This window comes from Micromonospora sp. WMMD1120, from assembly GCF_029626235.1.
GTDB lineage: Bacteria > Actinomycetota > Actinomycetes > Mycobacteriales > Micromonosporaceae > Micromonospora.
The window spans coordinates 5,437,782-5,464,545 of record NZ_JARUBO010000005.1 but is presented as its reverse complement, the minus strand read 5'-3'; the positions used below and the strand labels follow the sequence as shown (position 1 = coordinate 5,464,545).

The following is a 26,764-nucleotide window of genomic DNA, read 5'->3' as shown; positions in this document are numbered from 1 at the left end:
CCGGTCAGATCTCGTACCGCAGGTGCTTGATGCCGTTGATGAAGTCGGACAGCAGGCGGTCCGGTTCGCCGACGGTGCGGATGGTCGGGAGTTGGGTGAACAGTTCGCGGAGCATCAGGGTGATCTCCCAACGCGCGAGGTGGGCGCCGAGGCAGAAGTGCGGGCCCGGTCCTCCGAACCCGAGGTGCGGGTTGGGATGACGGGTGATGTCGAACCGCTCGGGGTCCCGGAAAACCGTCTCGTCCCGGTTGGCCGACCAGTAGTAGAGGATCAACTTGTCGCCCGCCTTGACGTGGTGTTCGTTGAGCATGGTGTCGCGGGTCGCGGTCCGACGCATCCAGATGACCGGGGCCGCGTAGCGCACGATCTCTTCGACGGCGTCCGGGATGCGGGCGTCGAAGTCGTCGAGCAACAGCGCCCGCTGGTCCGGATTGGTGGTCAGCAGGTGCAGGCCGTGCGCGATGGCGTTGCGGGTGGTCTCGTTGCCGGCGACCAGCAACAGGATGAAGAACGAGCCGAGCTCCTGGTCGGTGAGCGACTCACCGTCGATATTCGCGTTGACCAGGGCGGAGGTGAGATCGTCGGTGGGGTCGGCCCGACGCCGGCCGCTCAGGTCCCCGACGATGTCGTACAACGTCTGGCCGGCGACGCGCATGTTCAGGGTGATCTCTTCGTAGTTGTTCTGTACGACGAGTTCGGGGTCGTTGCCGGCGAGGATGAGGGTCGAGGCGTCCAGAACGGTCTGATAGTGCTGCTCGGGAACACCCATCATGTCGCAGATGATCTTCAGTGGGAGCCGGGCCGCGACGTCGGCGACGAAGTCACCGCTGCCGCCGGCCCTGACCTCGGAGACGATCCCGGCGGCCGCCGTCGCCACCTGACGTTCCAGCTGCTGGATCATCCGCGGGGAGAACGCTCGGGAGACGATGCGGCGGATGCGGGAGTGTCGCGGGTCGTCCATGCTGATCAGCGAGCCGAAATACTCGTTCATCTCCGGAGGCAGGTCCGGGATGTTGACGGCGCCCCTGCCGGAGCAGAAATCCGCGGGCCGCCGGGACGCCTCGGTCACGTCGGCGTGGGTGACCACAGCGTAGTAGCCCGGCCCTCTGGGGAGGGTGACGAGGTCGGATTCCTCGAAGAACGCCAGGCCTTCCCGCTCGCGCAGCACCGAGAAAGCCCTCTGTCGCTCCTCCAGCGGACGCGCCCAGAACTCCCAGTCGGTGAGATTGATGTCGTCGACTCCCAGTGCCACCGTCCGCCTCCCCACACGTGAGCGTCATCGGGTGACCATGATGTCAAAGAAATCGCATGCCTTCCAGACACTGCGATGACGTTCGTCAATGGATGCTCGGGGCCGCGACTCCCCCGAGCTCGGCGTGTTCCCACTCGAAGCAGCCGAGCGAGAACACGCCGAATTGACGACCCGCTAACCCATGGTGATGTCGGCGAGCAGCAGGTTCGGGTCCTGTCCGCTCGTCAGCAGGAACGATCCGCTGGTCACGTAGGCGGTGGTGCCGCGGATGCCGATCGCGGTGGCGATGTTGAGGCCGTCCTCGGCGGTGAGTGCCACGGTGTACGTGCCATCGGGCTGAATCACCACGACCTGGTTCGACACATTGAGCGCGGCGACGACGACGTTGCTGCGACCGACGAAATCGAAGTCGTCGACATTGACGATGCCGGAGGCCCTGAGCTCGAACGGTCCGGCGTTTCCCCGACGGTCGACAGGAATTCGGTGCAGCGTCCCCTGGTCGGAATTGCTGACCCAGACAGCTCCGTTGTGGATTTTCAGACCGTTCGCGCCGATCTGGAACTCCCCCACCCTCTCCAGCGCCCGGTCGCTGACCCACACACTGGGCTCGCCCCGGCCGGTGGGCACGCGCCAGATGCGACCGAGCACGGAGTCGGCGACCAGCAGATCACCGGTGTCCCTGTTCAGGGCCATGCCGTTGGGCAGCGAGTTCGCCGGCAGGGCGGCGATCCGGCGGGGAGCCCCACCGGGGCGGAGCCGCCAGATCCCGGTGAGTTCACTGGAGCCCGCCGCGTACCCCACGTAGAGGGTGCCGTCGTCGGACCGCGCGATGCCGGTCGCGAGGGCGAACCCCAGCACGGGCGTGTTCGCGCCCCCGTCGCTCGGCGCGGGAAGCGTCCCCAGGACGCGGACGCGACCCTGGCGATCCACGTTCACGACCTGGTAGCTGCGGGCGAGCACCAGGTCCGCGGTGCCGTCCGGTCGGACCAGGATGTTCTCCGGCTGTTGGCCGGCCGCGTAGTCGAAGTGGACCGCGATGCGGGGATTCGTGAGGGTGACGGTCGCGGCCGACGCCGACGTGGCCGACGCCGTCAACACGCCGACGACGGCCAGCGCCGAGATGGCCACCCGGGTCAGTGCTCTCTTGGACATACACAGGTTCCTTCACGGACGGCTACAGACAGTGGGATGCGAGTCACTGTGCACGTCGGTCGCACGAGGGCGTCCCGGAGTTTCAACAATTGAGAAACGTAAATATTATGCGGTCGCGGCGACCGGACCACTGCGACGCGGCGGGCGTAGTCGACCGCGACGGCTATCACGAGCGGACCCCAGAGCACCATCGGCACGTAGTAGCGCAGCACGTCCGTGCCGGGACGCTCGCGTGTCGGCTCGTCGCCGCCGATCCCCACCCAGCCCCGCTCCACGAAGTGGAACTGACTGTTCGGGATGAGGTACGCGCAGATGGCGACGAGCAGCGCACCGCCGACAAGTGCCGCGAGCACCACGGGACGCGCCGGGATGCGGCGAGCGCCGATCAGCGGCACCCACCGCGGAACCTGTTGCCCCCACCGGTGCACCAATCCGAGGGTCGACAGGGCCAGCCCCATCGAGAACACCGACAGGAAACACCATGTACCAGGGCGTGGGGGAATCGTCGGCGGCCAGGAGGGACAGTCGCCACAGCGCGGACGGATCGTCCCGTACGGCCGCTGTGAGCAGGCTGAGCGTTGTCGATCGGTCGGGTCGAGGTGGGTCTACTCGGTCCGGTGCTCGGCGTCGGCGGCGCTGTCGTGCGCGGTCGGCACGGCAGGGAGCAGGGGGAACATGCGGGTGACGAAGGCGACCGGCTCGGCGTCGGTCGGCCGGCGCGCCGGGTGGGCCTCGCGGTCCCGGAACGGGGCGAGCACGTCGTGCACGGCGGCGGCGACGGTGGACAGCTCGTCGGGGGTCAGGTAGAGCACGGCGCTGAACGCCTCGTCGCGCTGCCAGTGCCGCGGCGCCTGCTCACGAAGGGCCAGCCAGCGACGGTAACCCTCGTCCTCCAGCTCCCGGGCGAGCGACCCGAACGGGAGATCCGGCTGCGCGGCCGGCGGGGCGCCGCGCAACCGCCACGGCCGCGCCCGGCCGCGGCCGTCGCCATCCTGCTCCAGGTACCCGTAGCGGGCGAGTTGCCGGAGGTGGAACGAGCACGCCCCGGAACTCTCGCCCAAACGGCGCGCGGCCTCGTTGGAGGTGACGCTGCCCTGTTCCTCCACGAGTCGCAGCAGGGCGACCCGCAGCGGGTGCCCGAGCGCGGGGCTGGTCGGGGAGTGTTCGGTCATCGCCCGACTATAGTAACCTCCCACTTTGCAAAGTCTTTGCAAAGTGGCCGGAGGTGGAGATGGCGGTACTACCGGTGCGACTGTTCGGTGACCCGGTCCTGCGCGAGGTCGCCGAGGAGGTGACCGACTTCGACAGGCAACTGCGCCGGCTGGTCGCCGACCTGACCGACACCCTGCGCGACGAGCGCGGTTCCGGCCTGGCCGCCCCACAACTCGGCATCGGCCTGCGGGTCTTCGTCTTCGACGTCGACGGGGTACGCGGGCATCTGATCAACCCGGTCCTGGACTTCCCCGACGACGAGGAGCAGGACGGTCCCGAAGGGTGCCTGTCGATCCCCGGCCTGTACTACGACACCCGGCGGAGGATGCACACGGTGGCCACCGGCGTGGACATGCACGGGCGTCCGGCACAGGTGGTCGGCACCGCCGAGGTGGCCCGCTGTCTGCAACACGAGACGGACCACCTCGACGGCGTCCTGTTCCTCGACCGACTGGACCCCGCGACGCGACGGATCGCCCTGCGCGACATCCGCCGCGCCCGGTGGGCCGGGCACGAGCAGCCCCGCGTCAAACTCAGCCCACACCCGCAGCGACGACCGTTCCGGTGAGCCGTGATGACCGGCGGGTTGACCCTCGACCGGGTCGAGGCCGCAGCATGCCGGCATGATCGATCAGACAGCACCGGACCCGACCATGACGCGCATCATCGACGCGGTGCGGCTCGGCCAGACCGGCGACGCGGCGCGCGCCCGCGACGTCCTCACCGACCTGTGGGCCGAGATCGGACCGACCGGCGACGCCCTGCACCGCTGCACTCTCGCCCACCACGTCGCGGACCTGCAGGACAGCGCCGAGGCCGAGCTGCTGTGGGACGAACGGGCCCTCGCCGCCGTCACCGACCTCACCGACGACCGGGCCCGGGAGCACCACCACGCGTTGCGGGTACGCGACTTCCTGCCGTCGCTGCACCTGAACCTGGCCGACGTGCACCGGCGGCTGGGTCACACCACGGCCGCCCACGCGCACCTGGACACCGCGCGCGGCCTCGTCGGGCACCTGCCCGCCGACGGGTACGGCGACCTGGTCCGCGCCGGCATCCAGCACGTCGACCAGGCCCTGGCGGCGGGTTCGACGGACCGGCTCGACTCGCATCCGCACGGCTGACCAACCCGGTTGCGCCACCGCGGCTCGGCTGCGAGGGTCGACGGATGTCACCGGTGACCGGCGCCGACGTACGCGCGGCGGCCGACGAGATGACGCGTGTGCTGCACCCGCACCGCGAACGTGACTGGTCGGTGCCCGCCGGCACCCTGACCTGGAGCTGCTGGACCACCGCCGCGCACGTCGCGCACGATCTGCTCGCGTACGCCGGTCAGGTCACCGGCGGGCCGGATGACGCCTATCTGCCGTACGACCTGCGGGTCTCAGCCGACGCGAGCCCGGCGCGGACCCTGACCGTGGTGCGGGCCTGCGCCGGGTTGCTCGCCGCCGCCGTCGACGCGGCGCCTCCCGACGCGCGGGCCTGGCACTGGGGTCCCTGCGACCCGGGCGGGTTCGCCGCGATGGGGATGGCCGAGACCCTGCTGCACACCCACGACATCACCCTCGGCCTGGACCTGCGGTGGCAGCCGCCACAGCACCTGAGCGCACTGGTGCTGCGGCGACTCTTCCCGGACGCCCCGGCCGGTCCCGCCGCGCAGGTGCTGCTCTGGATGACCGGTCGCGGGGAGCTGCCCGGCCGGGCGCGGCGCACGTCCTGGAGCTGGCGCGCCGCCGTGAGCTGACCACCGACCGCGACGGTCACCGGCCCGGGGCGGGCAGCACGTGCCGGTGACCATCGCGGGGGAACGGGGGTCGGGCGGGCAGCGTCTCCCGGTAGACGAAACCGCACTTCTGCGCCACCCGGCAGGACGCGACGTTGTCCACCTGGTGCAGCAGGTCGAGGTGGGTCAGGTCGGGGAACCGGTCGAACGCCCAGGCGCTGAGCGCTGTCACCGCGCGCGGCGCGACACCACGCCCGCGCGCCCACGACGCCGTCCAGTAGCCCACCTCGGGGACCGGACGCTGCGACGTCATCCCCTTGAGCACCACGTTCGCCACCAGGCGGGGGCCGTCGGCGTGGTCCTCGAGCACGGCGAAGCTGTACCGCCGGCCGTCGTCGAAGTCCTGCCGGGTCTGCTCCAGCCACCGCCGGCCCTCGTCGGCGCTGTCCACCGGGGTCCGTGTCCACTGCCGCAGCACCGGGTCCCGGTACGCGCGCAGCAGCGCGTCCACGTCGTCGTCGCGCCACCGGCGCAGCGTCAGGTCCGACGCGCGCAGTTCGATCATCACGGGCACAGTGTGGCAGTGGATCAGCGCGACCGGCGTCGCCACCGACGCCACCAGCCCCGGCGGGGCCCGGCGACGACGCTGACCCGCTCGGTCGGCGGCGTCGTGAGGCGCGGCGGTGCGTGCTCGGCGCGCCAGCGCCGCACCACCTCGTCGACGTTCACCGGGCGCACCACCACCCGGGGCCCTTCGGGGTTGCGCAGCCACGCGACGATCTGCGCGTTGAGCTGCCCGACGAAGGCCCGCACCGCCTCTTCGGTGGGCAGGTCACGGACCTCGTCGGGCACCTGCTCGATGCGGCGGCGCAGTTGCAGCGGGGTGGGCAGCAGCAGGTCGCCGGGGAGCGCCTCGCGCTCCAGGAAGCTCTTGATCCACCACGACTCGTCGTACGGGGTCCCTCGGCCGGGGATCGGCTTGCCCATGCCGGGCAGGTTGTCGAACTCGCCGCGTTGCACGGCGCCCCGGATCTGCGCCTCCACTGCTGCTTCCCACGCCTCGGTCACCCTGCGGCACCTCCCCCGGCCACCGTACGCCCGCCACCGGTCGGCGGCGCGCACCTCACGCCTCAGCGCCGCCGCCGCGGTGACCATTCCCGCCGGGGGTGGCCCCGCGCCGGAATCGCCCCGTTTCGCACCCGGCAGGCCACGATCTTCCGGGTGGCCCTCGCCCGGGGTGGCCGGCACGCCTACGGTCGGTACCGGTGTCGGTCGAGACGGGGGGATCGTCATGGTGAGCACGGCGTCGCTGCTGGGCATCGCGCTGGTGGCGCTGGGGCTGGTGCTCACGCCCGGCCCGAACATGGTCTACCTGGTGTCCCGGTCGGTGGCGCAGGGCCGCCGCGCCGGGCTCGTCTCACTGCTCGGGGTGGCCGCCGGGTTCGGCGTCTACCTGGCCACCGCGGTCGCCGGCCTGGCCGCCGTCTTCGTCCTGGTGCCCACGCTGTACGCGGTGGTGAAGCTCGCCGGGGCCGGCTACCTGCTGTGGCTGGCCTGGCGGACGCTGCGCCCGGGTGGGCACTCGCCGTTCACCCCCGCGCCGCTGCCGCCGGACCCACCCCGGCGGCTGTTCACCATGGGCCTGGTCACCAACCTGCTCAACCCGAAGATCGCGATCCTCTACGTGTCACTGCTGCCGCAGTTCGTCGACCCGGCGCGGGGGCACGTGGCGACGCAGAGCCTGCTGCTCGGGCTGACCCAGATCGCCGTCGCGCTGAGCGTCAACGGGCTGATCGTGCTCACCGCCGGGTCCCTCGCCGGCTTCTTCGCCCGCCGGCCGGTGTGGCTGCGGGTGCAGCGGTGGGTGACCGGCACGGCCCTGGCCGCGCTGGCGGTCCGGATCGCCACCGACAGGTCCCGGGCGGCGGTCGCCGCGCCCTGAGCCGACGCTCACCGCTGCCTGTGACGACGGACCATCCCGGCGGCCAGCGGCGCGGCGTCCAGGTCACCGGCGGCGAGCCGGGCGGCGAGGGTACGACGCACCAGCCGGTCGGCCAACGCGGGCGCGTGCCGGCCGACGGCCATCTCCAGCCGGCCACGTGCGGTGGTCGCCACGTCCCGGGGCGCCCGTCGGGCGGCGGCGGCGCGCAGGATCGCCGCGACCACCCCTTCGACGGGCTCGGGGCGGGACACCCCCTGTAGCGAGAGTCCGGCCTCGGTGGTGCTGTCGTGGATCGGCGAGGCGACCATGCTCGGGTAGACGACGCTCACCCCGACGTGGCTGCCCACCTCGTGGCGCAGCGCGTCGGCGTACGCGACCAGGGCCCGTTTGCTCACCCCGTACGCGGCGGCGAGCGGCAGGGGCAGCACCGCCATCCGGCTCGCCACGAAGATCACCCGTCCGCGTGCGGTGAGCAGCGGGGGCAGCGCGGCGGCGGTGGTACGCCAGGCGGCGAGCAGGTTGACCTCCAACTGCCGGCGGACCACCTCGTCGGGCGGCAGCTCGGCCGGCGCGGGACCACCGATCCCGGCGTTGTTGATCAGCAGGTCGAGCCCGCCGAGCCGGTCGACGGCGGCGTCGACCGCCGCCGGCACGGCGGCCGGGTCGGTCAGGTCGCAGCCGAGCACCGGCGGGTCGTCGTCGGGGCGGGCGTGCAGGTCGAGCCCCACCACCCGGGCGTCGGCCGCGCTCAGCGCCACGCCGAGGTGCCGGCCGAACGTCCCGCTCGCCCCGGTGACCAGCACCCGCCGGCCGGCCAGCGACGGCTTCGTCACCGCTTCGCCCCGGCTGCGGCGCGGCGGGCCCCGGCGGTCAGCTCCCGGGTCAGCTCGGCCAGGTAGACGTCGAAGTCCACCCGCATCGCCGGGCGGCGCTGACCCCACCGGGCGGTCGCGGCCCGTAGTTCGGCGCGGCACACGGCGCGCTGCCGCTGCGGGTCCGGCAGCGCGTACCGGCCGGCGAGGTGCGCCGCGACCAGCTTGGCCTGCGCCTCGACCAGCGGGAGGGCGGAACCGGTGGACTGCATCAACCCGACGAAACTCAGACCGGGGGCGTCGGGGTGGAACACGTGCCGGTACAGCGGCAGGGTGTCGGCGCCGCCGGCGAGCAGCTCCGGGTCGAGGAAGGGCACGTCCACCCGGTAGCCGGTGCACCAGATGACCAGGTCGACGGTGTCGCTGCGGCCGTCGGTGAACTCCACCCGGTCACCGTCGAGGGCGGCGATGCCGGGGCGCGCCTCGACGTCACCGTGGGTCAGCCGGGACAGCAGACCGTCGGAGAGCGTCGGGTGGTCCTGGAGGAAGCCGTGCGTCGGCGCGGGCAGCCCGTAGCGTGCGGGGTTGCCGACGGTGGCGCGCAGCATCGTCTGGCTGACGCGTTGGCGCAGCCGCCACGGCAGCCGACGGGCCAACGCCCCGTTGAGGGTGTCCGACGGGCGGCCCAGCAGGTACTTCGGCACCACCCAGACACCGCGGCGCAGCGACAGCAGGGTGCGCGCGGCGGCGTACGAGGCGTCCACGGCGATGTCCATCGCCGAGTTGCCCCCGCCGACGACGAGGACCCGTTTTCCGGCCAACTGCTCCGGCCCCCGGTAGTCGTGGCTGTGCATCTGCGCGGCGGTGCGGGTGCCGGGCGGCGGCGGCTCGGGCAGCCGGGGCACCCGGTTGTGCCCGTTGGCGACGACCACCGCCTCGACGCCGACCTCGACCGGGCCGCCCGGCCCGTGGGCGAGAACCGTCCAGCCGCCGCCCGGTTCCCGGGTGACCCGTTCGACGGTGTGCCGCAGCCGGATGTCCTCGCCCAACCCGAAGCGGTCGGCGTAGTCGGCCAGGTATCCCGCGACCCGACGGTGGTCGGGGTAGTCGGGCCAGTCGGTGGGCATCGGATGGTCGGCGAACTCGGTCCGACCCCGGCTGGTGTTCAGGTGCAGCGTGCGGTACGCGGGCGAGTCGGGCGCCCCGTACACCCAGAGGCCACCGACGGTGTCGGCGGCCTCGAAACAGACCGTCGGCACGTCCGCGTCGCGCAGGGCCTTGACCGTGGCGAGCCCGGCCGCGCCGGCGCCGATCACCGCCACCCGATGTGGTCCGCCCATCGCCGCCCCCATCTAATCCAACGTCCGATGGATAATCGTCGCGCGGCGGCGGCCCGTCAAGATGCCGACGCCCCGTACAGCCCGTCCAGCAGGCGGTGCACGAACGCCCGGAACTCGCGGCGCTCCCGGGCGCCCGGCGCGCCGGCGGCCAACGCCACCACGTGTCCGTGCGTCGCCCACACCAGGCTGCGCACCGTGACGTGCGGGGTCGGCTCGGCCAGCGCGCCGCTCGCCGAGGCGGCGGCGAGCAGCTCGGCGACCAGCCGGTACAGCGGTTCGGCGTAGCGCTGGTCCAGCTCGGCGTGCCGCTGCGGCTCCAGCCAGCGCCGCAGCCACAGGGCGGTGGTCTCCGGGCGGTCCTCCAGGAAGTCGACGAACACGTCGACCAGCTCGTGCAGGGCCCGCCGGGCGGCGTCCGGCCCCGCGTCGAGAGCGGCGCGGGCCTGCTCGGCCGCAGCGGTCAGCACCTCCCGTTCGGCGGTGAAGACCCGGGCGAAGCAGGCGTCGTAGAGCGCGGCCTTCGTACCCGTGTGGTGGGCGACGGTGGCGACGTCGACCCCGGCGGCGGCTGCCACCTCCCGCAGCCCGACGGCGTCGAAGCCCCGCTCGGCGAAGAGCGCCGTCGCCGCGGTGAGCACCACCTCGCGGGTCGGGCGGATCTCGTCGCGGCGGGGCCGGCCCGGACGCCGGCGGGGCATGGTCATGACCGCCATTCTGCCCCTAGAATCCAGCAACCGTTGGATTGCGGAGAGGATGCGGCGATGACCGGGCTCGACCGGAGGTCCGCGGCCACCACCGACGCGACGCTGCCCCGCGCTCCCCTGGTGGGCTTCGCGACCGGGTCGCTCGGCATGGGCGTCTGGGTGACAGTGCCCGGCCTGCTGCTGCTGTACTTCCTCACCGACGTGCTGGCCGTCGGACCGTGGCTGGCCGGCCTCGCGCTGCTGCTGCCGAAGATCGCCGACGTGCTGCTGCACCCCTGGGTGGGCCACCGCGCCGACGTCGAGCAGGCCCGGCGCGGCGACCGGCGGCGGTTGCTGCTGCTCGGGTGCGCCCTGCCGGTCGCGTTCGCCGCGCTCTTCGCCGTGCCCGGCGGCCTGACCGGCGCGCCGGCGGCGGCCTGGGTGGCGGTGGTCTTCGTCGCCGGGAACCTGCTCTTCGCCGCCTACCAGGTGCCCTACCTGGCGACCCCGGCCGACCTGCGGATCGGCTACGACGAGCGCACCCGGCTGATGGCGTTCCGGATGGTCGTGCTGACGGTGGGCATCCTGTTCTCCGGGTTGCTGGCCCCGCTGCTCACCGGCGGTGAGGCCGCGACGCGCGGCGGCTACCAGCGGATGGGCCTGCTCCTCGCCGTCGGGATGCTGGTGGCCATGCTCGTCGGCGTCGCCGGCATCCGCCGGCTGCGCGGATCGGCCGCGGACCCCACCCCGGCGGGGCACGGCGGGTGGCGCGCCCTACGCACGGCGCTGCGCGACAGGCACTTCCGCTGGCTGGTCGCCGCGTACCTGGCGATGTCCACCACCACCCACCTGGTGCTGGCCGGTGTGCCCTACTACGCCGAGTACGAGCTGCGCGCCGCCGACCTGACCACGGTGCTGGTGGCGGCGTTCGTGGCGCCGGCGCTGCTGGTCACCCCGGCCTGGCTGCTGGTGGCCCGACGCGTCGGCAAGCAGCGGGCGTTGCTCGGCGCGCAGGGCGCGTTCGCGCTCGGCTCGCTGGTGCTGGCGGTGGGCCGCCCGGCCGGGTTGCCGATCCTCGTCGGCGCGGTCGCGGTGCTCGGCGTGGCTTTCGCCGGCATGCAGTTGCTGCCGTTCTCGATGCTGCCCGACGTGATCCGCGCCGCCCCCACCGGCGCTGGCGCGGCCGGCACCTACACCGGGGTGTGGACGGCGACCGAGGCCACCGGCGCGGCCCTGGGCCCCTACGCGTACGCGCTGTGCCTCAGCGTGGGTGGCTTCGTGGCCTCCACCGCCGGCGAGTCGCCGGTGCAGCCGGACGCCGCCCTCGCGGCGGTCCGCTACGGCTTCGGCCTGCTACCGGCGGCGGCGATGCTCGCGGCGCTGCTGCTGCAACGCCGCTACACCCTGGACGCGACGGCCCGGGCGACGAGCTGACCACCCGGCACTAGACTTCGCCCTCGATGGACGCCGAGCCCACCACCGCCGAGCCCACCACCGCCGAGCCCACCGCCGAGACCCGTCCCTGCGCGCACTGTGGACGGCCGGTGCCGCAGCGGGTCGGCGCGGGTCGACCGTTTCGCTACTGCCGCGACAACGACGGCGCCTGCCAGCGGGCGTCGCGCAACAGTCGGATGCGCCACCGCAACGCCCCGGGCCTGCCCGGGCAGGTGGCCCGCACCTGGGAGGCGGTGGACCGGCTCGACCAGATCGTCGAGACGTTGACCGAGTCGCTGCACGCCGAGTTGTCCCCGGTGGGCGTGCAGCGCCAACTCGCCCAGGCCCGCGCGGAGGCCGCCACCGAGATCGCGGCGGCGCAGACCGAACGCGACGAGGCCCGTGACGACGCCGAGAACGCTGCCGCCGACGCGGCGCGCGCCCGCGAGCAGGCCCGCGCCGCGCGCGCCGAGGCCGACGACGCCCGCCGGCGCGCCGAGCAGGCGACCCGGCAGGCCGCCGACGACGGCGAGCGGGCGCGGCACGCGGAGGCCGCCCGTGACCAGGCGCGCCACGACGCCAGCGCCGCCGAGGCGCTGCGCGCCCAGGCGGAGCGGGACCGTGACCAGGTCCGCGCCGAGGCGGCGGACCTGCGCGCGCAACGCGACACCGACCGGCAGCGGATGGCCGACCTGGGCGGGGAGCGCGACGCCGCCCGCGCCGACGCCGAACGGGCCACCCGGGCCGCCGCCGAGGCGACCGAGCGGGCCGGGCGGTGGCAGGCCGAGGTGCAGGACGTCCGGCGTCAGATCGAGCAGGCCCGCGCCGACGCCGCCCGCGCCCGCGCCGAGGCCGCCGACGCCGCCCGCGCCCGGGAACAGGCCGAGCGGGCCCGCGACCGCGCGCAGGTCGCCGCCCAGCAGGCCGACGACGCCCGGCAGGAGGCCGCGGAGCTGGCCGCCCGGCTGCGCGCGGAGCTGGCCGCGACGGCCGCGCACCGCGACACCCTCACCGCCGAGCTGGCCGCCGCCCGGCAGGCGGCGGCGAGCGCCGAGGGGCACCGCACCACCCTGACCGTACGGTTGGCGTCCGCCGAGGCCGACCGGGACGCCGCCCAGGGGCGGGTGGCGCAGCTCGGTGACCAGGTCAGCGACCTGGCGCTGGCGCTGGCCCGTCTCGGCGGCGGTGGCCCCGCCGCAGCGCCCGCGCAACCTTCGTCGCGCTCCGACGGTTAACATCCCCGGTGGCAGCGGTACCGACCGCTGCGGCGACCTCGCGGGGGATCACCGGCCGGGTGCCGGTGCGGGCCGGCTACCCTTGGTCCCGGCCCACCCGTGGACGTCGCACGCCCTCGGGCGGGAATGGCGCGACGGGAACGCACCGTTACACCCAGAAGACCAGCACCACGAACGAGGGGAAGTCGATCATGGGCGAGCGCATGCTGCGCGGAAGCCGCCTTGGCGCGGTGAGCTACGAATCCGACCGCAACACGGAGCTCGCGCCGCGTCAGACCCGCGAGTACCTCTGTGCCAAGGGCCACCAGTTCGAGGTGCCGTTCGCCGTCGACGCCGAGGTCCCGACGACCTGGGAGTGCAAGTTCGACGGCAGCGTCGCCCGACTCGTCGACGGCAGTGAGCCGGAGCAGAAGAAGGCCAAGCCGCCGCGTACCCACTGGGACATGCTGCTGGAGCGGCGCTCCATCGCCGAGCTGGAGGACATCCTCGAGGAGCGGCTGCAGGAGGTCCGGACCCGCCGCGGCCGCGCCTGAGCCACAACCACGACACGGCGCCCCCGGGGAGATCCCCGGGGGCGCCGTCGTGTCCGACTGTCAGTGCCGGCCGGGCTCGACGATCTCACCCTCGATGGCCCGGCCCCCGTCGACAACGACCGGCTGCTCCGGCGGCGCGGTCTGCTGCGGCGCGCCCTGACGCACCCGCACCGTGCGCGGCCCGAACAGGTCACCGGCGACCATCGACGACACCCGCCGCTCGGTGGCCCGGCGCACCCCGGCGCGGGCCAGACGCCGCACCGGCGGCACCAGCAGCAACAACCCGGCCAGCCCGCTGGCCAGACCGGGCACCGCCAACAGCAGCGCGCCGGCCAGACCGACGAGACCGTCGGTCACCTGCCCGCCCGGGGGCTGCCCGGCGGCCGCCGCGGCGCGGAAGCCCCGCCACGCGCGCATTCCCTCACGGCGCAGCAGCACCATGCCGAGCAGGGACGCGGCGAACACCAGCAGCACCGCCACCCCGAACCCCAGCGCCCGCCCCACCGAGACGAACACCGCAAGCTCCAGCACCACCGCCAGCAACAGGGCCAACGGTACGAACCTCAGTCCTCGGCGCATCTCACCTCATCGCCATTCCCGCGGACGTGTCCCGCCCATCCAGCATGACACGGCCAGGCTCACGGCCACCGGACCTGACCGGTGGGGGTGCCGTACAGGCTCCGCCGCACCGCCTGACGCCGGTCCCGCACACCCCAGGCGGTGATCCGCCACAGCGCCTCGGCCACGATCCGCGGGCTCATCTTGCTGTCCCCACGTTCGCGTTCGGCGAAGGTGATCGGCACCTCCACCATCCGTACCCCGGCCCGGTGCGCCAACCGGGACAGCTCCACCTGGAACGAGTAGCCCTGCGAGGTCACCGACTCCAGGTCGATGGCGTCCAACGCGCTGATCCGGTACACCCGGTAGCCGCCGGTGGCGTCCGAGACCGGCATGCCCAGCGCGAGGCGCGCGTACAGGTTGCCGCCACGGGAGAGCAGCAGCCGCCGCAGCGGCCAGTTGAGCACCCGCGCCCCGTCGGTCCACCGCGACCCGATCACCACGTCGGCGTCGCGGGCGGCGTCCAGCAGCGCCGGCAGGTCCTCCGGGGCGTGTGAGCCGTCCGCGTCCATCTCCACGACCGCCTGGTAGCCGCGCTCCCGCGCCCACCCGAACCCGGCCAGGTACGCCGCGCCGAGGCCCTCCTTGCCGTGGCGGTGCAGCACCTGCACGTGCGCGTCGCCGTCGGCGAGGGCGTCGGCGATCGCGCCGGTGCCGTCGGGGCTGTTGTCGTCGGCGATGAGGATCTCCACCGCCGGGGCGGCCCGGCGGACCCGACCCACGATCGCGGCGATGTTGTCGGCCTCGTTGTAGGTGGGAATCACCACCAGCACCCGACCCACACCGGGCACCTCGTCCGTGCGTCGGATCGTATCGGTCGCCTGGATCACGGTTCCTCCGCTCCCGCCGGCGCACCGGCTGTTGCTATCCGGGCCTGACCCGTTGCCGCCGGCGCAGCACCGCCGCGCCGACCAGGGCCGCGGCGGCCAGCGCGGCGAGCGTCACCTCCGGCCACCACCCCAGCCGGGTGGCGAGGGTACGCCCGTCGTCGAGCCGCAGCTGCCGCACCACAACCTCCCGGGTGTTGAACCCGGTGGCATCGCTTACCCGCCCGTCGGGTGCCACGAACCCGGACACACCGACAGTCGAGGCCATCAACGCCGGCCGCCCGTGCTCGACCGCCCGCAGCCGCACCATGGCCAACTGCTGTCGGGCCTCCGCGATGTCGAAGGTGGCGTTGTTGGTCTGCACCACCAGCAACTGGGCGCCACCGGTGACGGTGTCACGGACCACCTCGTCGTAGGCGACCTCGAAGCAGATCACGTCGCCGAGCACGGCGGGCCCGGCGCGTACCACGCCCGGGGTGCTGCCGGGCACGAAGTCGTTGCGGATCAGGTCGACCTGCTTGCTGACCATGCGGGCCACGTCGCGCAACGGCACGTACTCGGCGAACGGCACCGGGTGCCGTTTCGTGTACAACTGCCCCAGGTCCGCGCCGGTGCCGGGCCGCCACAGGATGCCCGCGTTGCGGACCTGCCCGGGGCCGGGGCCGAGCAGCACCGCGCCGACCAGGATCGGCGCGCCGATGGTGTCGGCGGCCTGGGAGATCCGCGCCCCGGCGGTCGGGTTGCGCAGCGGGTCGATGTCGCTGGAATTCTCCGGCCACACCACCAGGTCGGGCCGACGCTGCTGCCCGGCGGCCACCCGGGCGGCCAGCTCGACGGTGGCGTCGACGTGGTTGTTGAGCACCGCCTGCCGTTGGGCGTTGAAGTCCAGACCCAGCCGGGGCACGTTGCCCTGCACGATGGCCACGGTGACGGTGGCGCCGGAGCCGGTGGCGGCGACCGGTACGAGCAGCCCCGCCCCGGTCAGCGCGAGGGCCACCACGGCCGGTACGAGCGCCGGCGCCCACCGTCGGGCCGGCGCGCTCCGGGTCGTCGCCGGGGTGTCGGCGGGCGGCACGGGGTCGGTGCGTGGGGCGGCCCCGGCCGGCCCACCGGCCGGGTCGGCGCTGCTGGTGTCGGCGCTCACGGTGTCGGTGCTCACGGTGCCGGTGAGGCTGGTGGGGCGCAGGGCGCCCCCGAGGCGCCAGGCGGCGGTGACCAGCAGCCCGCCGACGAGCGCCACCGCGAACGTCACCAGGGGCGCGCCGCCGAGCGCCGCGAGGCGCAGCAGCGGGGACTCGTCCTGGCTGAACGCCAGCCGCCCCCACGGGAACCCGCCGAACGGGGTGCGGTCGCGCAGCGCCTCCTGCCCCACCCAGAGCAGCCCGGTCAGGGCCGGCCACGCCCACCGGCGGCGGTCGGCCAGCGGCGACACCCAGGCGGTGGCCGCGCCCAGTAGCGCCAGGTAGCCGGCCTGCAACAGCGACAACAGCACCCACGGCAGGTAGCCGGTGTGCAGGTTCGTCCAGGCCAGCAGGGGCGCGAAGAACGCCACCCCGGTCAGGAAGCCCAGACCGGCGCCGGCGCGCAACCGCCGCCGGTGCGCGGCGGCGGCCAGCAGGCCCACCCCGACGGGAGCGAGCGGCCACACCCCGTACGGCGGGAACGCCACCAGCAGGGCCAGCCCGGCGGCGACCGCCAGGGGCGCGGCGACCCGCAACGGCAGCGGCCGGCCGGTCACGACCGCTCGGGTAGGCGCTGGCGCGGTGAGGCTCTCATCCCGGTCCAGCATCGTCACCGCAGCTTCACCTCGATCACCCGGCGAAGGCTACCCGCCTGCCGGAGCCACGGGCCGCGCCGGGCCGCGCCGGGCCGCGGCGCGCCGGGCCGGGGGACACCGCGCCGCCCCGCACCGTCGATCTTGCACTCGCTGCACCGACATAAGGGGCATTCCCGCCCAGATCAACGACCGAAACCGCAAGATCGGCGCGGGGGGTGGGGTGCGGGGGTGGGGGGGGGTGGGGGTGGGGGTGGGGGTGTGAAATCGGGGCGCGGCTTGCGCCGCGCCCCGATGCTCCCAGGCCCTTCCCGGCCGGTGCGGCGAGGGTGGGGCACGACGACCTTCGGACCGACCGGACGCGGACTGGCTGCCCCCGCCGGGCCGTTGTCTACTGGCCGTGCACCTCACCCTGCCCAAACACCGGTAATCGCGGCCGGTTCGCGCCGCCCCGCCGACCCCCGCCCGCTGGACCTGGCCGCCGCGACGATGACGCTGAAAACATGTCGCTCGGCCAGCGGACGAAGGGACGAAGCGAACAACAGCCGCTTCCCGTGGTAGGACTCAAAGACGGTACGTGGCGACCCCCGTCGCTTGTCAACCCACACCCGGCCTGTCGTGTGTTGCGACACGGCGTGTCGGGTCGGCGAGTCTCAATGCGTGCGTAGGTGGTGACGCAGCAGCGCCTGCGCGGCGTCCCGGTGCTCCTCGGCGAGCAACCCTCCGGCGGCCAACATGTAGTCGGCGTCGACGACCGCGGCGGCGGCGCGCGGCACCGCCCACCCGCCGGCGTGGTCGGCGAGGACCGTCGCCAACACCTGCCCGGCCACGTCGGCCGGCGCGTGCCGCAGCACCCCACCCGAGCCCACCAGCAGCCGTACGTCGCGCAGGTCCCGCCCGGTCCGCTCACCGGTGCCGGCGCCGCGGGCGTGCCGGCGCAGCGCCACCGTCGCCGCGAGGGTGGCGATGCGCTGGTCCGCGGCCCGTTCGACGTCGTCGACCGCCAGGAACGCCGGGTCGGCCGCGCGCCGTGCGGCGGCGTCGGCGAGGTCGTCGGCGGCGGTGAGCAGCCGCTCCTCCACCGCCGCGCGGACGACCCCGGGCGCGCTCCACCGCATGCCCAGGTCCCCCTCCACGGTGCGGGCCCGCCACAGGCTGCCGGCGACCTCCCGGCCCGGCCCGGTGGCCCGCTCGTCCGGGGTGAGCACCGAGTACACGTCGGTGGTGGCCCCGCCGACGTCCACGACGGCCAGGTCCCCGCCGAGGTTGTCGGCGAGCACCTCCACGCCGGTGAGCACCGCGTCCGGGGTGGCCGCCCGCACCAGCCGGGCGAAACGGGTGCCCCTGGACAGTCGTTTACCTCCGATGACGTGCCGCAGGAACACCGCCCGGATCGCCGCCCGCGCCGACGCCGGCGCGAGCACCCCGATGCGCGGCAGGACGTTCTGCGCGCCCGTCACCGGCACCCCGGCGGCGTCCAACAGGCCGGTCAGCTCCGCGCGCGCGTCGCTGTTGCCCGCGTACACCACCGGCACCCGCCACCGCGCCCGCGCCAACCGGGTCGCGTTGTGGGTGACGGTGTCGGTGTCCCCGCCGTCGGTGCCGCCGACGAGCAGCACCACGTCCGGGCGGGCCGCCCGCACCGCGGTCAGCTCCGCCGCGCCGAGCCGACCGGCCGCCACGTGCACCACGTGCGCGCCGGCGGACAACCCGACCCGACGCCCGGCCTGCGCGGTGACCAGCGGCTCGTACCCGATCACCGCCAGCCGCAACCCGCCACCGGCGGACGAGCACACGTACCACGGCACGTCACGGGCACCGAGCCCGGCGGTGGCCGCCGCGACCGCGGCGTCCAGGCCCCGCAGCACGTCGGTGCCCACCGTGGTGGGCGTCGACGCCGCGCCGACCAGCACACCGCCGGCCAGGTCCACCACGGCGACCTTGGTGTACGTCGAACCGACGTCCGCGCAGACCGCCAGGCTCACGACGAGGCGGGAACGACCACGGTGCCGGTCGCGGTGACCGCCACGACCGGCGGGTCCAGGACCTCCGCGGCGGACGCGGACCGCTCCGGGCGGCCCCGGCACACCACCACGCAGCTCAACTGAAGGGTGCGGCTGCGGGCACCCACCCGCGACACCTGCGCGGTCACCTCCACCACGTCCCCGGCGTGGATGGGCGCGCTGAACCGCACGTCGGAGTACCCGGCGAACAGCCCCTCGTCGCCGTCGGTACGGATGCACACCTCCGTGGCGACGTCACCGAACAACCCCAGGGCGTACGCCCCGTCGACGAGGTTGCCGGCGTAGTGCGCGTGCGAGTACGGCACATACCGCCGGTGCGTCACCGTCAACCCGAGCCGTGCGTCGGTCATGCCGTCGCCCTCCCCTGCGTGATCAGAGCGTGGACCAGGTAACTGGCCACCTCGCCGGGCGTGGTGCCCCGGCCGAAGATCCGGTCCACACCCAACTCGTCGGTCATCGTCTCGTCGAACCGCGGCCCGCCGACGATCAGCAGCGGCCGCTTACCGGCCGGCATGGCCTCCCGGAACGCCGCGGACATCTCCCGGGTGTTGTGCAGGTGCGCGTCGCGTTGGGTGACCACCTGCGACACCAGCACCGCGTCGGCCTTCTCCGCCCGGGCGGTCTCCACCAGATCCGGCACGCTGACCTGCGCGCCCATGTTGGTGACCTTCAGCTCCCGGTAGTACTCCAGGCCCTTCTCCCCCGCGATGCCCTTGACGTTGAGGATCGCGTCGATGCCCACCGTGTGCGCGTCGGTGCCGATGCACGCGCCGACCACCGACAGCTTGCGCCGTAACCGCTGCTTGATGACCGTGTTGACGTCCTTCGCCGACAGCAGCGCGAAGTCCCGCTCCACGACCTGCACCGCGTTCAGGTCCACCAGGTGGTTGACCCGCCCGTACACCACGAAGAACGTGAACCCGTCGCCCATCGGTTTGGCGTGCACCAGCATCGCCGGGTCGATGCCCATCTTGTTGGCCAACTGCACCGCCGCGCCCTCGGCCCGCTTGTCGTGCGGCACCGGCAGGGTGAACGACACCTGCACCATCCCGTCGCCGGTGGTGTCCCCGTACGGCCGAACAATCGCCTTACTCACGCCACCGCCGTGCTGGCTGGTTCGCTCGCTCACGCCGCCTCCAGGATGTCGGTGGCCGGGTTGCAGTAGTCCGGCTCGTGCGCGGCGACCCCGTCGAGGCCCTTGCCCCGGTCCGCGGGCCGCTTCATGATCCCGAAGGTGCCCTCGGCGATCGCCGTCAGCAACGTCTGCTCCCCGATGCGCTCCAGCAGGTCCAACGCCTCACCGAGGACCTGGTTGGCCCGGCGGCGGATGAACCCGTCCGGCGCCGGCACGAAGTCCTCGTGCAAACCGCCGGCCGCGCCCAGCACGTACCGCACGTTCTGCAGGGCGATGTCCCGGTCGGACAACCACGGCGTGACCACCGCCTCGGTCATCATCCCCACCAGCAGGATGCCCTGCCCGGTCAGCGTCCCCGCCAGGTTGAAGAACCCGTCGAGCAGGTTGCCCCGGAACACGTCCCCGGTCATGTGCTTCGTCGGCGGCATCCACTTCAACGGCGCGTCCGGGAACAACTCCCGCGCCAGCAGGGCGTGCGCCAACTCCAGGCGGAACGACTCCGGCACCTCCGGGTTGATCTCGAACGCGTGCCCCAGGCCCAACTGCCAGTCCGCCAGCCCGGCCTCGTGCGCGAAGAACTCGTTGAGCAGCTGCGACACGGTCACCGTGTGCGCCTCGTCGACAGCGTCGGCGGTGGTCAGGTAGTTGTCCTCACCGGTGTTGATGATGATCCCCGCACGGGCGTGCACCTGCCGGGAGAACCGCTGGTCGACGAACGTGCGCACCGGGTTGATGTCGCGGAACAGAATCCCGTACATCGAGTCGTTCAACATCATGTCCAGGCGTTCCAACCCGGCCAGGGTCGCCATCTCCGGCATGCACAACCCCGACGCGTAGTTGGTCAGCCGCACGTAGCGGCCCACCTCCTTCGACGACTCGTCCAACGCCGCCCGCATCAACCGGAAGTTCTCCTGCGTGGCGTACGTGCCGGCGAAACCCTCCCGGGTCGCGCCCTCGGGCACGTAGTCCAGCAACGACTGCCCGGTGGAGCGGATCACCGCGATCACGTCCGCGCCCGCACGCGCCGCCGCCTGCGCCTGCGGAATGTCCTCGTAGATGTCCCCGGTCGCCACGATCAGGTAGATCCACGGCCGCCGCGCCGGGTCACCGTGCCGCTTGACCAGCCGGTCCCGTTCGGCGCGCCGCCGGTCGATGCGCCGGATGCCCGCGCCGACCGCCCTGCGGGCCGCCGACCGGGCCGCCGTGGCCGCCCGCCCCGACGGCACCGCGAAGCGCACCGACCCGGCGGCGGCCTTCTGCGCCAGCAACGTCACATCAGCGCTGCCCTCCCGGGCCAGCGCGTCGAACACCGGCACCGCCACCCCGTGACCCAGGCCGACGTCCGCGACGACCGCGTCGACGAGCCGGTTCACCCACGGGATGCCGTCCGGGTCGGCGCCGCTCACCCCGGCCAGGCGCAGCACCGCCCGCTCCACCGACACCGTCGTGTGGCTGCGTGCCAGGTCCACCACCGGCTGCCCGGCCCGCCGCGCCAACTCCCGCGCCCGCGCCACCAGCACCGGATCAAGATCAAGCTTGCTCATCGACAACCCACTCGTTTCCGTGCCCGAGGGTTCGCTCGCTGCGCCCGCTCACGACGACCCCTCCTCGTAGATGACCTCACCGCGCAGCACCAACCGCCGGCACACCGGCAACGGCGTCGGGTCGTCCGGACCCCGCAACTCCGGGTCCTCGGCCAGCAGCACCGGCAGGCCCCGCTCCACCCCCGCCGGCGTCGACCACACCGCGAACGTCGCCGGCGCGCCCAACGCGAGAACCCCCTCGACGTCCAGGTGCACCGCCCGCCACCCACCCCGGGTGTGCGCCGCGAACGCCGACCGCACACCCATCCGCTGCGTCGGGTTGTGGTGCGCCGCCGCCGCCCGCACCGACCCCCACGGATCCAACGGCGTCACCGGCGAATCCGACCCGAACGCCAACGCCACCCCGACCGAGTGCATCGCACCCATCGGGTTCGACTCCAACGCCCGGTCCAACCCCAACCGCGCCTCGTACATCCGACCCGCGCCACCCCACAACCTGTCGAACGCCGGCTGCATGCTCGCCACGATCCCGTACTCGACGAACCCGGCGATCAACCGCTTGTTCATGATCTCCGCGTGCTCGATGCGGTGCCGGGCCGCCCGCAACCGCTCCACACCCACCGACGCCGCCGCCGCCGCGAAACCCTCCAGCACCGTGCCGATCGCCGCGTCGCCGATCGCGTGGAACCCGCCCTGCATGCCGTGCGCCGCGCAGTCCACCAGGTGATCACGCACCTGCTCCGCCGTCAGGTACCCGTGCCCGCACCCGTCACCGTCGCCGTACGCCCGCGACACGTGCGCCGTGCGCGACCCCAACGCCCCGTCGGCGAACAGGTCCCCACCGGCGCCCACCGCGCCCAACTCCCGGGCCCGCGCCGCGCCACCCAGCTCACCCCAGTACCCGTACACCTCCGGCAACCCCGCCCCGGAGATGCCCAGCAACCCGGTGAAGTCCTCCTCATCGGAGATCTCCGGACCACCGCACTCGTGCACCGCCGCGATACCCAGCGACGCCGCGTGCGCCAACGCCACCCGCTGCGCGGCGACCCGCTGCGCCCGGCTCACCGACCCCTGCGCCGCCGCCCGCACCACGTGGTGCGCGTCGCGCCGCAACCACCCCGACACGTCGTACCCCGCCGCCTCGACCACCTGCGGGCACGCCGCCAGCAACGCTGACGACACCAACGCGGAGTGGATCGACGCCTGCGACAGGTACACCCGCCGCCCACCGGCCGCCCGGTCCAACGCCACCGCGTCCGGCAACGTCGCGTCCGACCACGCCGACTCGTCCCAGCCGTGGCCCAGCACCACCGCGTCCGCCGGCAGGCCCGCCGCGAAACCCGCCACCGCGTCCAGCAGCTGCCCGGCCGAGCGCACCCCGGACAGATCCAGCCCGGACAACGCCAACCCGGTGTCGGTGGCGTGCACGTGCGCGTCCACGAACGCCGGCGTCACCAGCGCGCCGTCCAGATCCACCACCCGGTCGGCCGGCGGCGCGTCACCGTCGGTCCCCAACCAGGCGATCCGCCCACCGGACACCAGCAGCGCGGTCGCGCTCGGGTCGGCCGGACAGTGCAGCACGCCGCCGCGGTACAACGTCGAGGGGTTCGTCATGACCTCAGTCTGCCGCGATCCGCGCCGTGAACAGCTGACGCACCCCCGGCTCGGCCCGCAGCAACCCCAACGCCAACTCCGCGTGCCCGGGCACGTACCCGTTGCCCACCAGCATCGTCACGTCCGCCGCCAGCCCCTCCGCGCCCAACGCCGCCGCGGAGAAGCTCGTCGCCATCGAGAAGAAGATCACCGTGCCGCCGTCCGCGGTGGCCAACACCGCCCCGTGCTCACACCCCGGCACGTCCACGCAGACCACCGTCACATCCGCCGGAGCGCCCAACGCCGTCGCCACCGCCGTGGACAACCCCACCGGGTCCCGCGCGTCGGCCAACGCCACCACCGACGCCAGGCCGGCCGCCGCCAGCGCGTCGCGCTCCGCCTCCACCGGCACCACCCCGACGGTACGGGCGGCGCCCGCCCTCCGCGCCGCGGCGAGCGACAGCGACCCGCTCTTGCCAGCCCCACCGATCACCGCCACCCGCACCGGCGACGGATCACCGGCCCGCCCCCGGTCCTCGACATAGCGCGACACCACCCGGGCGGTCAACGCCGGCGCCCCGCACACGTCCAGCACCGCGAGGGACAACTGCGGGTCCTCGTCGTCGGGCAGCACCGCGGCGATGGAGCGGGCGAACAGGATCGCCCACCCGTCACACGGCACCTGCTCGCTGCGCCCATCCCACCGGGCCAACCCGTCGGTGATCACCAACGGTGTCAACGTCAACGACACGAGCGTCGCGACCCGCTCACCCGCTCTGAGCCCGAGCGGAGACCGCCGACCGGCCTCCTCCACGACACCGATCAGCATCCCGCCGGACCCGGTCACCGGGTTCTGCATCTTCCCCCGGGTCGAGATGATCTCCAGCACCTCGGCGCGGACCGCGTCACCGTCACCGCCGTGCTTCTCCGACAACTGCCGGAAGCTCGCCGCGTCCAGGTTCAGCCGCTGCACCCGGATCCGCACCTCGTTCGGCGCGATCGCCGCCGACGCGTCCAGCCGCCAGGCCGCCTGCGGCAGCACCCCCGCCGGTTGCACGACGCGGTGCAGCCCCACCGGTGACGTCACGCCAACCTCCCCTGCCCAGCCGCCCGAAGCCCCGATCAAGGCTCGCGTAACGGGAAAACTTACGGCAGACTAATTTCTCTGCCGAATATTTTCCAGTAGCCTTCGAGCACCGCCGAGCAACCGCACCACCGAGGAGGGGCCGTGACCCACACCATCCCGCACCCCCGTCACGCCCCGGTCGCCACCCCGACCGCCGGGCAGCCCTACGAATACCACCGCCGCCCCCTGGTCGAACCCGACTGGACCCGCTTCCCCGGCTGGCGCCACGTCACCCGCGACCAGTGGGAATCCGCCCAGTGGCAACGCGTCAACTGCGTCAAGAACGTCAAGCAACTCCGCGCCGTCCTCGGCGACCTCGTCGACGACACCTTCTACGCCGACCTCGAAGCCGACCAGAAGACCCAGGCCACCATGTCCATGCTGGTGCCACCCCAAATGATCAACACGATGGTGCCGCACGCGCCGATGACCACCGAGGCATTCCTCGCCGACCCCATCCGCCGCTACATGATCCCCGTCGCCTCCGACCGACGCACCGACTGGCCCTCACACCCCTACGCCAGCCGCGACAGCCTCCACGAGCACGACATGTGGGTCGCCGAAGGCCTCACCCACCGCTACCCCACCAAGGTCCTCGCCGAACTGCTCTCCACCTGCCCGCAGTACTGCGGCCACTGCACCCGGATGGACCTCGTCGGCAACTCCACCCCCGCCGTCGACAAACTCAAACTCACCCTCAAACCCGTCGACCGCTACGACGCCCACATCGCCTACCTCAAGGCCCACCCCGGCGTCCGCGACGTCGTCGTCTCCGGCGGAGACGTCGCCAACGTCCCCTGGCGCAACCTCGAGTCGTACCTCATGCGCCTGCTGGAACTGGAGACGGTCCGCGACATCCGACTCGCCACCAAGGCCCTCATGGGCCTCCCCCAACACTGGCTGCAACCCGACGTCGTCGAAGGCCTCGAACGCGTCGCCCGCACCGCCGCCCGCCGCGGCGTCAACCTCGCCATCCACACCCACGTCAACCACGCCCAGTCGCTCACCCCACTGGTCGCCAAGGCCGCCCAGACCGCCCTCGACGTCGGCGTCCGCGACGTCCGCAACCAGGGCGTGCTCATGCGCGGCGTCAACGCCACCACCACCGACCTGCTCGACCTCTGCTTCGCCCTGCAGGGTGAGGCCGGCATCCTGCCCTACTACTTCTACATGTGCGACATGATCCCCAACGCCGAACACTGGCGCGTCCCGGTCTGGCACGCCCAGCAGCTCCAGCACGACATCATGGGCTACCTCCCCGGCTACGCCACCCCCCGGATCGTCTGCGACGTCCCGTTCGTCGGCAAGCGCTGGGTGCACATGCTCACCGACTACGACCGCGCGCGCGGCATCTCCTACTGGACCAAGAACTACCGCACCTCCATCGAGTCCGCCGACCTCGAAGCGCTCAACAAGCGCTACGCCTACTACGACCCGATCGACACCCTGCCCGCCGACGGCCAGCAGTGGTGGACCGACCACCGCGACGACTGACCCACCCACGGCGGCGCCCCCGGGCAATCACCCCCCGGAGGCGCCGCCGTTCCCGTCACCGGCCGCCCGCGCCCCGGAGAATCGTCAACTCGGGAATGCCCCACGCCGCGGACGGCTAGCGTCCACCACCATGGGACAGCCGAGGCCCACCCCCGACCGGGTCACGCTCGACGAGGTGTTCTTCGACGTCGTCTTCGTCCTCACCGTCACCCAACTCGCCGACGTCCTCGAAACTGACCTCACCTGGGCCGGCTTCGGCCGCACCGCCCTGCTCCTCGGCCTGCTCTGGTACCTCTACACCGGCTACGCCTGGCTCACCAACCACCTGCCACCCCGATCAAGTGCCACCAAAACACTGCTCTTCGCCGGCATGGCCGGATTCCTGCTCACCGCCATCGCCCTACCCGATGCTCTGACCGACACCGGCGTACTCTTCGCCGTCGGCTATCTCGTCGTCGTCGCCGTACACCTCATCCTGTTCCTGGGCTCCGACGCCCGCAGCGGCGCACTCCGACTCGCCCCCTACAACATCGGCGCAGCCCTGCTCGTCCTGGCCGCCTCCGCGTTCACCGGCCACGTCGTGACCGCCCTCTGGGTCGCCGCCGTGTTCACCCAGTTCGTCCTGCCCTACCTACTACCCCACCTATCCTGGACCGGCGCCCCCGCCGCCTTCCACCTGCGCCCGGCGCACTTCGTCGAACGACACGGCCTGCTCGTCATCGTCGCGCTCGGCGAGTCCGTCGTCGCCATCGGCATGGGAGTACCCACCGAACAGCTCACCGCCGGTGCGGCCGCCGCGATCATGCTCGCCCTCGCCCTACCCGTCGCCCTGTGGTGGACCTACCTGACCGACACCCGATCCTCGGAAGCTGCCCTCGCCGCCGTCGCACCCGCCGCGCGTAGCCGGATGGCCGCCCGCGCCTACGTCCTCCCCCACTTCCTGCTACTGCTCGGGGTCATCGCCACCGTCAGCGGCCTGCACGCCGCCGTCGCCCATCCCGATGAACCGGCTGCCCCCGGCGCCGCCCTCGCCCTCAGCGGCGGCGTCGCCCTCTTCCTGACCGGTGTCACCGCCACCCGCCGCGCCCTGCGCCTGGGCATCACCCTCAGCCGACCCACCGCCGTGCTCGCGGTGCTGGCAACGATCGCCATCGGCCCTGCCCTCCCCGCACCCGTCCAGCTCGTCACCATCACCGGCGTCCTGGTGCTGATGCTGGTGACCGACGCCCTGCGGCCCTCACGACGCGTCGACCACGACGGCAGCCGCCCGGAACCAGCCTGATACCGCTCGGTCTGCGCCAGTACGCGTGC

At 73.3% G+C, this 26,764-nt stretch carries 27 protein-coding genes; 9 read left to right on the top strand and 18 right to left on the bottom strand.

Annotated elements, in window-relative coordinates; all coding sequences use genetic code 11:
• Positions 1-4: 4 nt before the first annotated feature.
• The 4 genes from O7634_RS25215 to O7634_RS25200 all read right to left on the bottom strand — a co-directional run bounded on the left by O7634_RS25215 (position 5) and on the right by O7634_RS25200 (position 3,576).
• Complete coding sequence (locus tag O7634_RS25215; protein WP_278152605.1) at positions 5-1,252, bottom strand: cytochrome P450; 1,248 nt, start codon at positions 1,250-1,252, stop codon at positions 5-7.
• 174 nt (positions 1,253-1,426) lie between these two features.
• Positions 1,427-2,404 (bottom strand): hypothetical protein, encoded by a 978-nt coding sequence (locus O7634_RS25210; RefSeq protein WP_278152604.1) that lies wholly within the window; start codon positions 2,402-2,404, stop codon positions 1,427-1,429.
• Positions 2,386-2,862, bottom strand: coding sequence for a hypothetical protein (locus O7634_RS25205; protein ID WP_278152603.1), 477 nt, complete (start codon positions 2,860-2,862; stop codon positions 2,386-2,388). Before O7634_RS25205 ends, O7634_RS25210 begins: the two co-directional genes overlap by 19 nt.
• A gap of 147 nt (positions 2,863-3,009) precedes the next feature.
• On the bottom strand, positions 3,010-3,576 hold the full coding sequence (locus O7634_RS25200; RefSeq protein WP_278152602.1) for a helix-turn-helix domain-containing protein: 567 nt from the start codon (positions 3,574-3,576) through the stop codon (positions 3,010-3,012).
• A 59-nt stretch (positions 3,577-3,635) separates the two neighbouring features.
• Between O7634_RS25200 and def the strand changes: the two genes are divergently transcribed.
• The 3 genes from def to O7634_RS25185 are packed head-to-tail and all read left to right on the top strand — an operon-like array spanning position 3,636 to position 5,360.
• The gene (def, locus tag O7634_RS25195) at positions 3,636-4,184 is read left to right on the top strand and encodes a peptide deformylase (RefSeq protein WP_278152601.1); all 549 of its coding nucleotides are present in this window, start codon (positions 3,636-3,638) and stop codon (positions 4,182-4,184) included.
• Between the two features lie 55 nt (positions 4,185-4,239).
• Positions 4,240-4,740 (top strand): hypothetical protein, encoded by a 501-nt coding sequence (locus tag O7634_RS25190; RefSeq protein ID WP_278152600.1) that lies wholly within the window; start codon positions 4,240-4,242, stop codon positions 4,738-4,740.
• A 44-nt stretch (positions 4,741-4,784) separates the two neighbouring features.
• Positions 4,785-5,360: a maleylpyruvate isomerase N-terminal domain-containing protein gene (locus tag O7634_RS25185; protein ID WP_278152599.1), complete on the top strand. Its 576-nt coding sequence runs from the start codon at positions 4,785-4,787 to the stop codon at positions 5,358-5,360.
• A gap of 16 nt (positions 5,361-5,376) precedes the next feature.
• Here O7634_RS25185 and O7634_RS25180 read toward each other — a convergent pair whose 3' ends face one another.
• Positions 5,377-5,904 (bottom strand): GNAT family N-acetyltransferase, encoded by a 528-nt coding sequence (locus O7634_RS25180; RefSeq protein WP_278152598.1) that lies wholly within the window; start codon positions 5,902-5,904, stop codon positions 5,377-5,379.
• 23 nt (positions 5,905-5,927) lie between these two features.
• On the bottom strand, positions 5,928-6,407 hold the full coding sequence (locus O7634_RS25175) for a DUF1992 domain-containing protein (RefSeq protein WP_278152597.1): 480 nt from the start codon (positions 6,405-6,407) through the stop codon (positions 5,928-5,930).
• Positions 6,408-6,630: 223 nt separating this feature from the next.
• Between O7634_RS25175 and O7634_RS25170 the strand changes: the two genes are divergently transcribed.
• Positions 6,631-7,281, top strand: coding sequence for a LysE family translocator (locus tag O7634_RS25170; RefSeq protein WP_278152596.1), 651 nt, complete (start codon positions 6,631-6,633; stop codon positions 7,279-7,281).
• An 8-nt stretch (positions 7,282-7,289) separates the two neighbouring features.
• On the opposite strand, the gene O7634_RS25165 is transcribed toward O7634_RS25170, so the two are convergent.
• Genes O7634_RS25165 through O7634_RS25155 form a run of 3 tightly spaced genes read right to left on the bottom strand, consistent with a single transcriptional unit; the run spans position 7,290 to position 10,137 of the window.
• Positions 7,290-8,114: an SDR family oxidoreductase gene (locus O7634_RS25165; RefSeq protein ID WP_278152595.1), complete on the bottom strand. Its 825-nt coding sequence runs from the start codon at positions 8,112-8,114 to the stop codon at positions 7,290-7,292.
• Positions 8,111-9,433, bottom strand: a complete 1,323-nt coding sequence (locus O7634_RS25160) for an NAD(P)-binding domain-containing protein (protein ID WP_278152594.1) — start codon at positions 9,431-9,433, stop codon at positions 8,111-8,113. The genes O7634_RS25165 and O7634_RS25160 overlap by 4 nt, the downstream gene beginning before the upstream one ends.
• Positions 9,434-9,489: 56 nt before the next feature.
• On the bottom strand, positions 9,490-10,137 hold the full coding sequence (locus O7634_RS25155) for a TetR/AcrR family transcriptional regulator (protein ID WP_278152593.1): 648 nt from the start codon (positions 10,135-10,137) through the stop codon (positions 9,490-9,492).
• Between the two features lie 57 nt (positions 10,138-10,194).
• Here O7634_RS25155 and O7634_RS25150 point away from each other — a divergent pair, with 57 nt between their 5' ends.
• From O7634_RS25150 to O7634_RS25140, 3 genes are all read left to right on the top strand, one after another.
• Entirely contained in the window at positions 10,195-11,550 is a 1,356-nt protein-coding gene (locus O7634_RS25150; RefSeq protein ID WP_278152592.1) for an MFS transporter, read from the top strand.
• Between the two features lie 26 nt (positions 11,551-11,576).
• A complete protein-coding gene (locus O7634_RS25145; protein ID WP_278152591.1) occupies positions 11,577-12,785 on the top strand; it encodes a hypothetical protein in 1,209 nt (402 codons plus the stop codon).
• Positions 12,786-12,976: 191 nt separating this feature from the next.
• A complete protein-coding gene (locus O7634_RS25140; RefSeq protein ID WP_030327608.1) occupies positions 12,977-13,318 on the top strand; it encodes an RNA polymerase-binding protein RbpA in 342 nt (113 codons plus the stop codon).
• Positions 13,319-13,378: 60 nt separating this feature from the next.
• Here the strand turns inward: O7634_RS25140 and O7634_RS25135 are convergent, their stop codons facing one another.
• The 9 genes from O7634_RS25135 to O7634_RS25095 form a co-directional block, all read right to left on the bottom strand.
• Positions 13,379-13,897 (bottom strand): FxsA family protein, encoded by a 519-nt coding sequence (locus tag O7634_RS25135; protein WP_278152590.1) that lies wholly within the window; start codon positions 13,895-13,897, stop codon positions 13,379-13,381.
• 59 nt (positions 13,898-13,956) lie between these two features.
• Positions 13,957-14,766 carry a polyprenol monophosphomannose synthase gene (locus tag O7634_RS25130; protein ID WP_278152589.1) on the bottom strand — a complete coding sequence of 270 codons (810 nt, stop codon included), beginning with the start codon at positions 14,764-14,766 and terminating at the stop codon, positions 13,957-13,959.
• A 34-nt stretch (positions 14,767-14,800) separates the two neighbouring features.
• Positions 14,801-16,552, bottom strand: a complete 1,752-nt coding sequence (lnt, locus tag O7634_RS25125; RefSeq protein WP_278154073.1) for an apolipoprotein N-acyltransferase — start codon at positions 16,550-16,552, stop codon at positions 14,801-14,803.
• Positions 16,553-17,190: 638 nt separating this feature from the next.
• The gene (locus O7634_RS25120; protein ID WP_278152588.1) at positions 17,191-18,522 is read right to left on the bottom strand and encodes a glutamate mutase L; all 1,332 of its coding nucleotides are present in this window, start codon (positions 18,520-18,522) and stop codon (positions 17,191-17,193) included.
• A complete protein-coding gene (locus tag O7634_RS25115) occupies positions 18,519-18,911 on the bottom strand; it encodes a hotdog domain-containing protein (protein WP_278152587.1) in 393 nt (130 codons plus the stop codon). Before O7634_RS25115 ends, O7634_RS25120 begins: the two co-directional genes overlap by 4 nt.
• Positions 18,908-19,690 (bottom strand): OAM dimerization domain-containing protein, encoded by a 783-nt coding sequence (locus tag O7634_RS25110; protein ID WP_278152586.1) that lies wholly within the window; start codon positions 19,688-19,690, stop codon positions 18,908-18,910. Before O7634_RS25110 ends, O7634_RS25115 begins: the two co-directional genes overlap by 4 nt.
• Positions 19,687-21,240 (bottom strand): lysine 5,6-aminomutase subunit alpha, encoded by a 1,554-nt coding sequence (locus tag O7634_RS25105; protein ID WP_278152585.1) that lies wholly within the window; start codon positions 21,238-21,240, stop codon positions 19,687-19,689. The genes O7634_RS25110 and O7634_RS25105 overlap by 4 nt, the downstream gene beginning before the upstream one ends.
• Positions 21,241-21,288: 48 nt before the next feature.
• Complete coding sequence (locus O7634_RS25100) at positions 21,289-22,854, bottom strand: amidohydrolase family protein (protein WP_278152584.1); 1,566 nt, start codon at positions 22,852-22,854, stop codon at positions 21,289-21,291.
• A 4-nt stretch (positions 22,855-22,858) separates the two neighbouring features.
• The gene (locus O7634_RS25095; protein WP_278154072.1) at positions 22,859-23,908 is read right to left on the bottom strand and encodes a zinc-binding alcohol dehydrogenase; all 1,050 of its coding nucleotides are present in this window, start codon (positions 23,906-23,908) and stop codon (positions 22,859-22,861) included.
• A 153-nt stretch (positions 23,909-24,061) separates the two neighbouring features.
• Between O7634_RS25095 and O7634_RS25090 the strand changes: the two genes are divergently transcribed.
• Together O7634_RS25090 and O7634_RS25085 are read left to right on the top strand one after the other, a co-directional pair.
• Positions 24,062-25,453 (top strand): lysine 2,3-aminomutase, encoded by a 1,392-nt coding sequence (locus O7634_RS25090; RefSeq protein ID WP_278152583.1) that lies wholly within the window; start codon positions 24,062-24,064, stop codon positions 25,451-25,453.
• Positions 25,454-25,583: 130 nt separating this feature from the next.
• Positions 25,584-26,735, top strand: coding sequence for a low temperature requirement protein A (locus O7634_RS25085; protein ID WP_278152582.1), 1,152 nt, complete (start codon positions 25,584-25,586; stop codon positions 26,733-26,735).
• Positions 26,736-26,764 lie beyond the last annotated feature (29 nt).

Excerpts from the sequence above, each read along its gene's own strand:
- O7634_RS25210 (WP_278152604.1), bottom strand. The coding sequence starts at position 2,404 with ATGTCCAAGAGAGCACTGACCCGGGTGGCCATCTCGGCGCTGGCCGTC.
- O7634_RS25205 (WP_278152603.1), bottom strand. The coding sequence starts at position 2,862 with ATGGGGCTGGCCCTGTCGACCCTCGGATTGGTGCACCGGTGGGGGCAA.
- O7634_RS25200 (WP_278152602.1), bottom strand. The coding sequence starts at position 3,576 with ATGACCGAACACTCCCCGACCAGCCCCGCGCTCGGGCACCCGCTGCGG.
- def (WP_278152601.1), top strand. The coding sequence starts at position 3,636 with ATGGCGGTACTACCGGTGCGACTGTTCGGTGACCCGGTCCTGCGCGAG.
- O7634_RS25190 (WP_278152600.1), top strand. The coding sequence starts at position 4,240 with ATGATCGATCAGACAGCACCGGACCCGACCATGACGCGCATCATCGAC.
- O7634_RS25185 (WP_278152599.1), top strand. The coding sequence starts at position 4,785 with ATGTCACCGGTGACCGGCGCCGACGTACGCGCGGCGGCCGACGAGATG.
- O7634_RS25180 (WP_278152598.1), bottom strand. The coding sequence starts at position 5,904 with ATGATCGAACTGCGCGCGTCGGACCTGACGCTGCGCCGGTGGCGCGAC.
- O7634_RS25170 (WP_278152596.1), top strand. The coding sequence starts at position 6,631 with ATGGTGAGCACGGCGTCGCTGCTGGGCATCGCGCTGGTGGCGCTGGGG.
- O7634_RS25160 (WP_278152594.1), bottom strand. The coding sequence starts at position 9,433 with ATGGGCGGACCACATCGGGTGGCGGTGATCGGCGCCGGCGCGGCCGGG.
- O7634_RS25155 (WP_278152593.1), bottom strand. The coding sequence starts at position 10,137 with ATGACCATGCCCCGCCGGCGTCCGGGCCGGCCCCGCCGCGACGAGATC.
- O7634_RS25150 (WP_278152592.1), top strand. The coding sequence starts at position 10,195 with ATGACCGGGCTCGACCGGAGGTCCGCGGCCACCACCGACGCGACGCTG.
- O7634_RS25145 (WP_278152591.1), top strand. The coding sequence starts at position 11,577 with ATGGACGCCGAGCCCACCACCGCCGAGCCCACCACCGCCGAGCCCACC.
- O7634_RS25140 (WP_030327608.1), top strand. The coding sequence starts at position 12,977 with ATGGGCGAGCGCATGCTGCGCGGAAGCCGCCTTGGCGCGGTGAGCTAC.
- O7634_RS25135 (WP_278152590.1), bottom strand. The coding sequence starts at position 13,897 with ATGCGCCGAGGACTGAGGTTCGTACCGTTGGCCCTGTTGCTGGCGGTG.
- lnt (WP_278154073.1), bottom strand. The coding sequence starts at position 16,552 with ATGCTGGACCGGGATGAGAGCCTCACCGCGCCAGCGCCTACCCGAGCG.
- O7634_RS25115 (WP_278152587.1), bottom strand. The coding sequence starts at position 18,911 with ATGACCGACGCACGGCTCGGGTTGACGGTGACGCACCGGCGGTATGTG.
- O7634_RS25105 (WP_278152585.1), bottom strand. The coding sequence starts at position 21,240 with ATGAGCAAGCTTGATCTTGATCCGGTGCTGGTGGCGCGGGCGCGGGAG.
- O7634_RS25100 (WP_278152584.1), bottom strand. The coding sequence starts at position 22,854 with ATGACGAACCCCTCGACGTTGTACCGCGGCGGCGTGCTGCACTGTCCG.
- O7634_RS25085 (WP_278152582.1), top strand. The coding sequence starts at position 25,584 with ATGGGACAGCCGAGGCCCACCCCCGACCGGGTCACGCTCGACGAGGTG.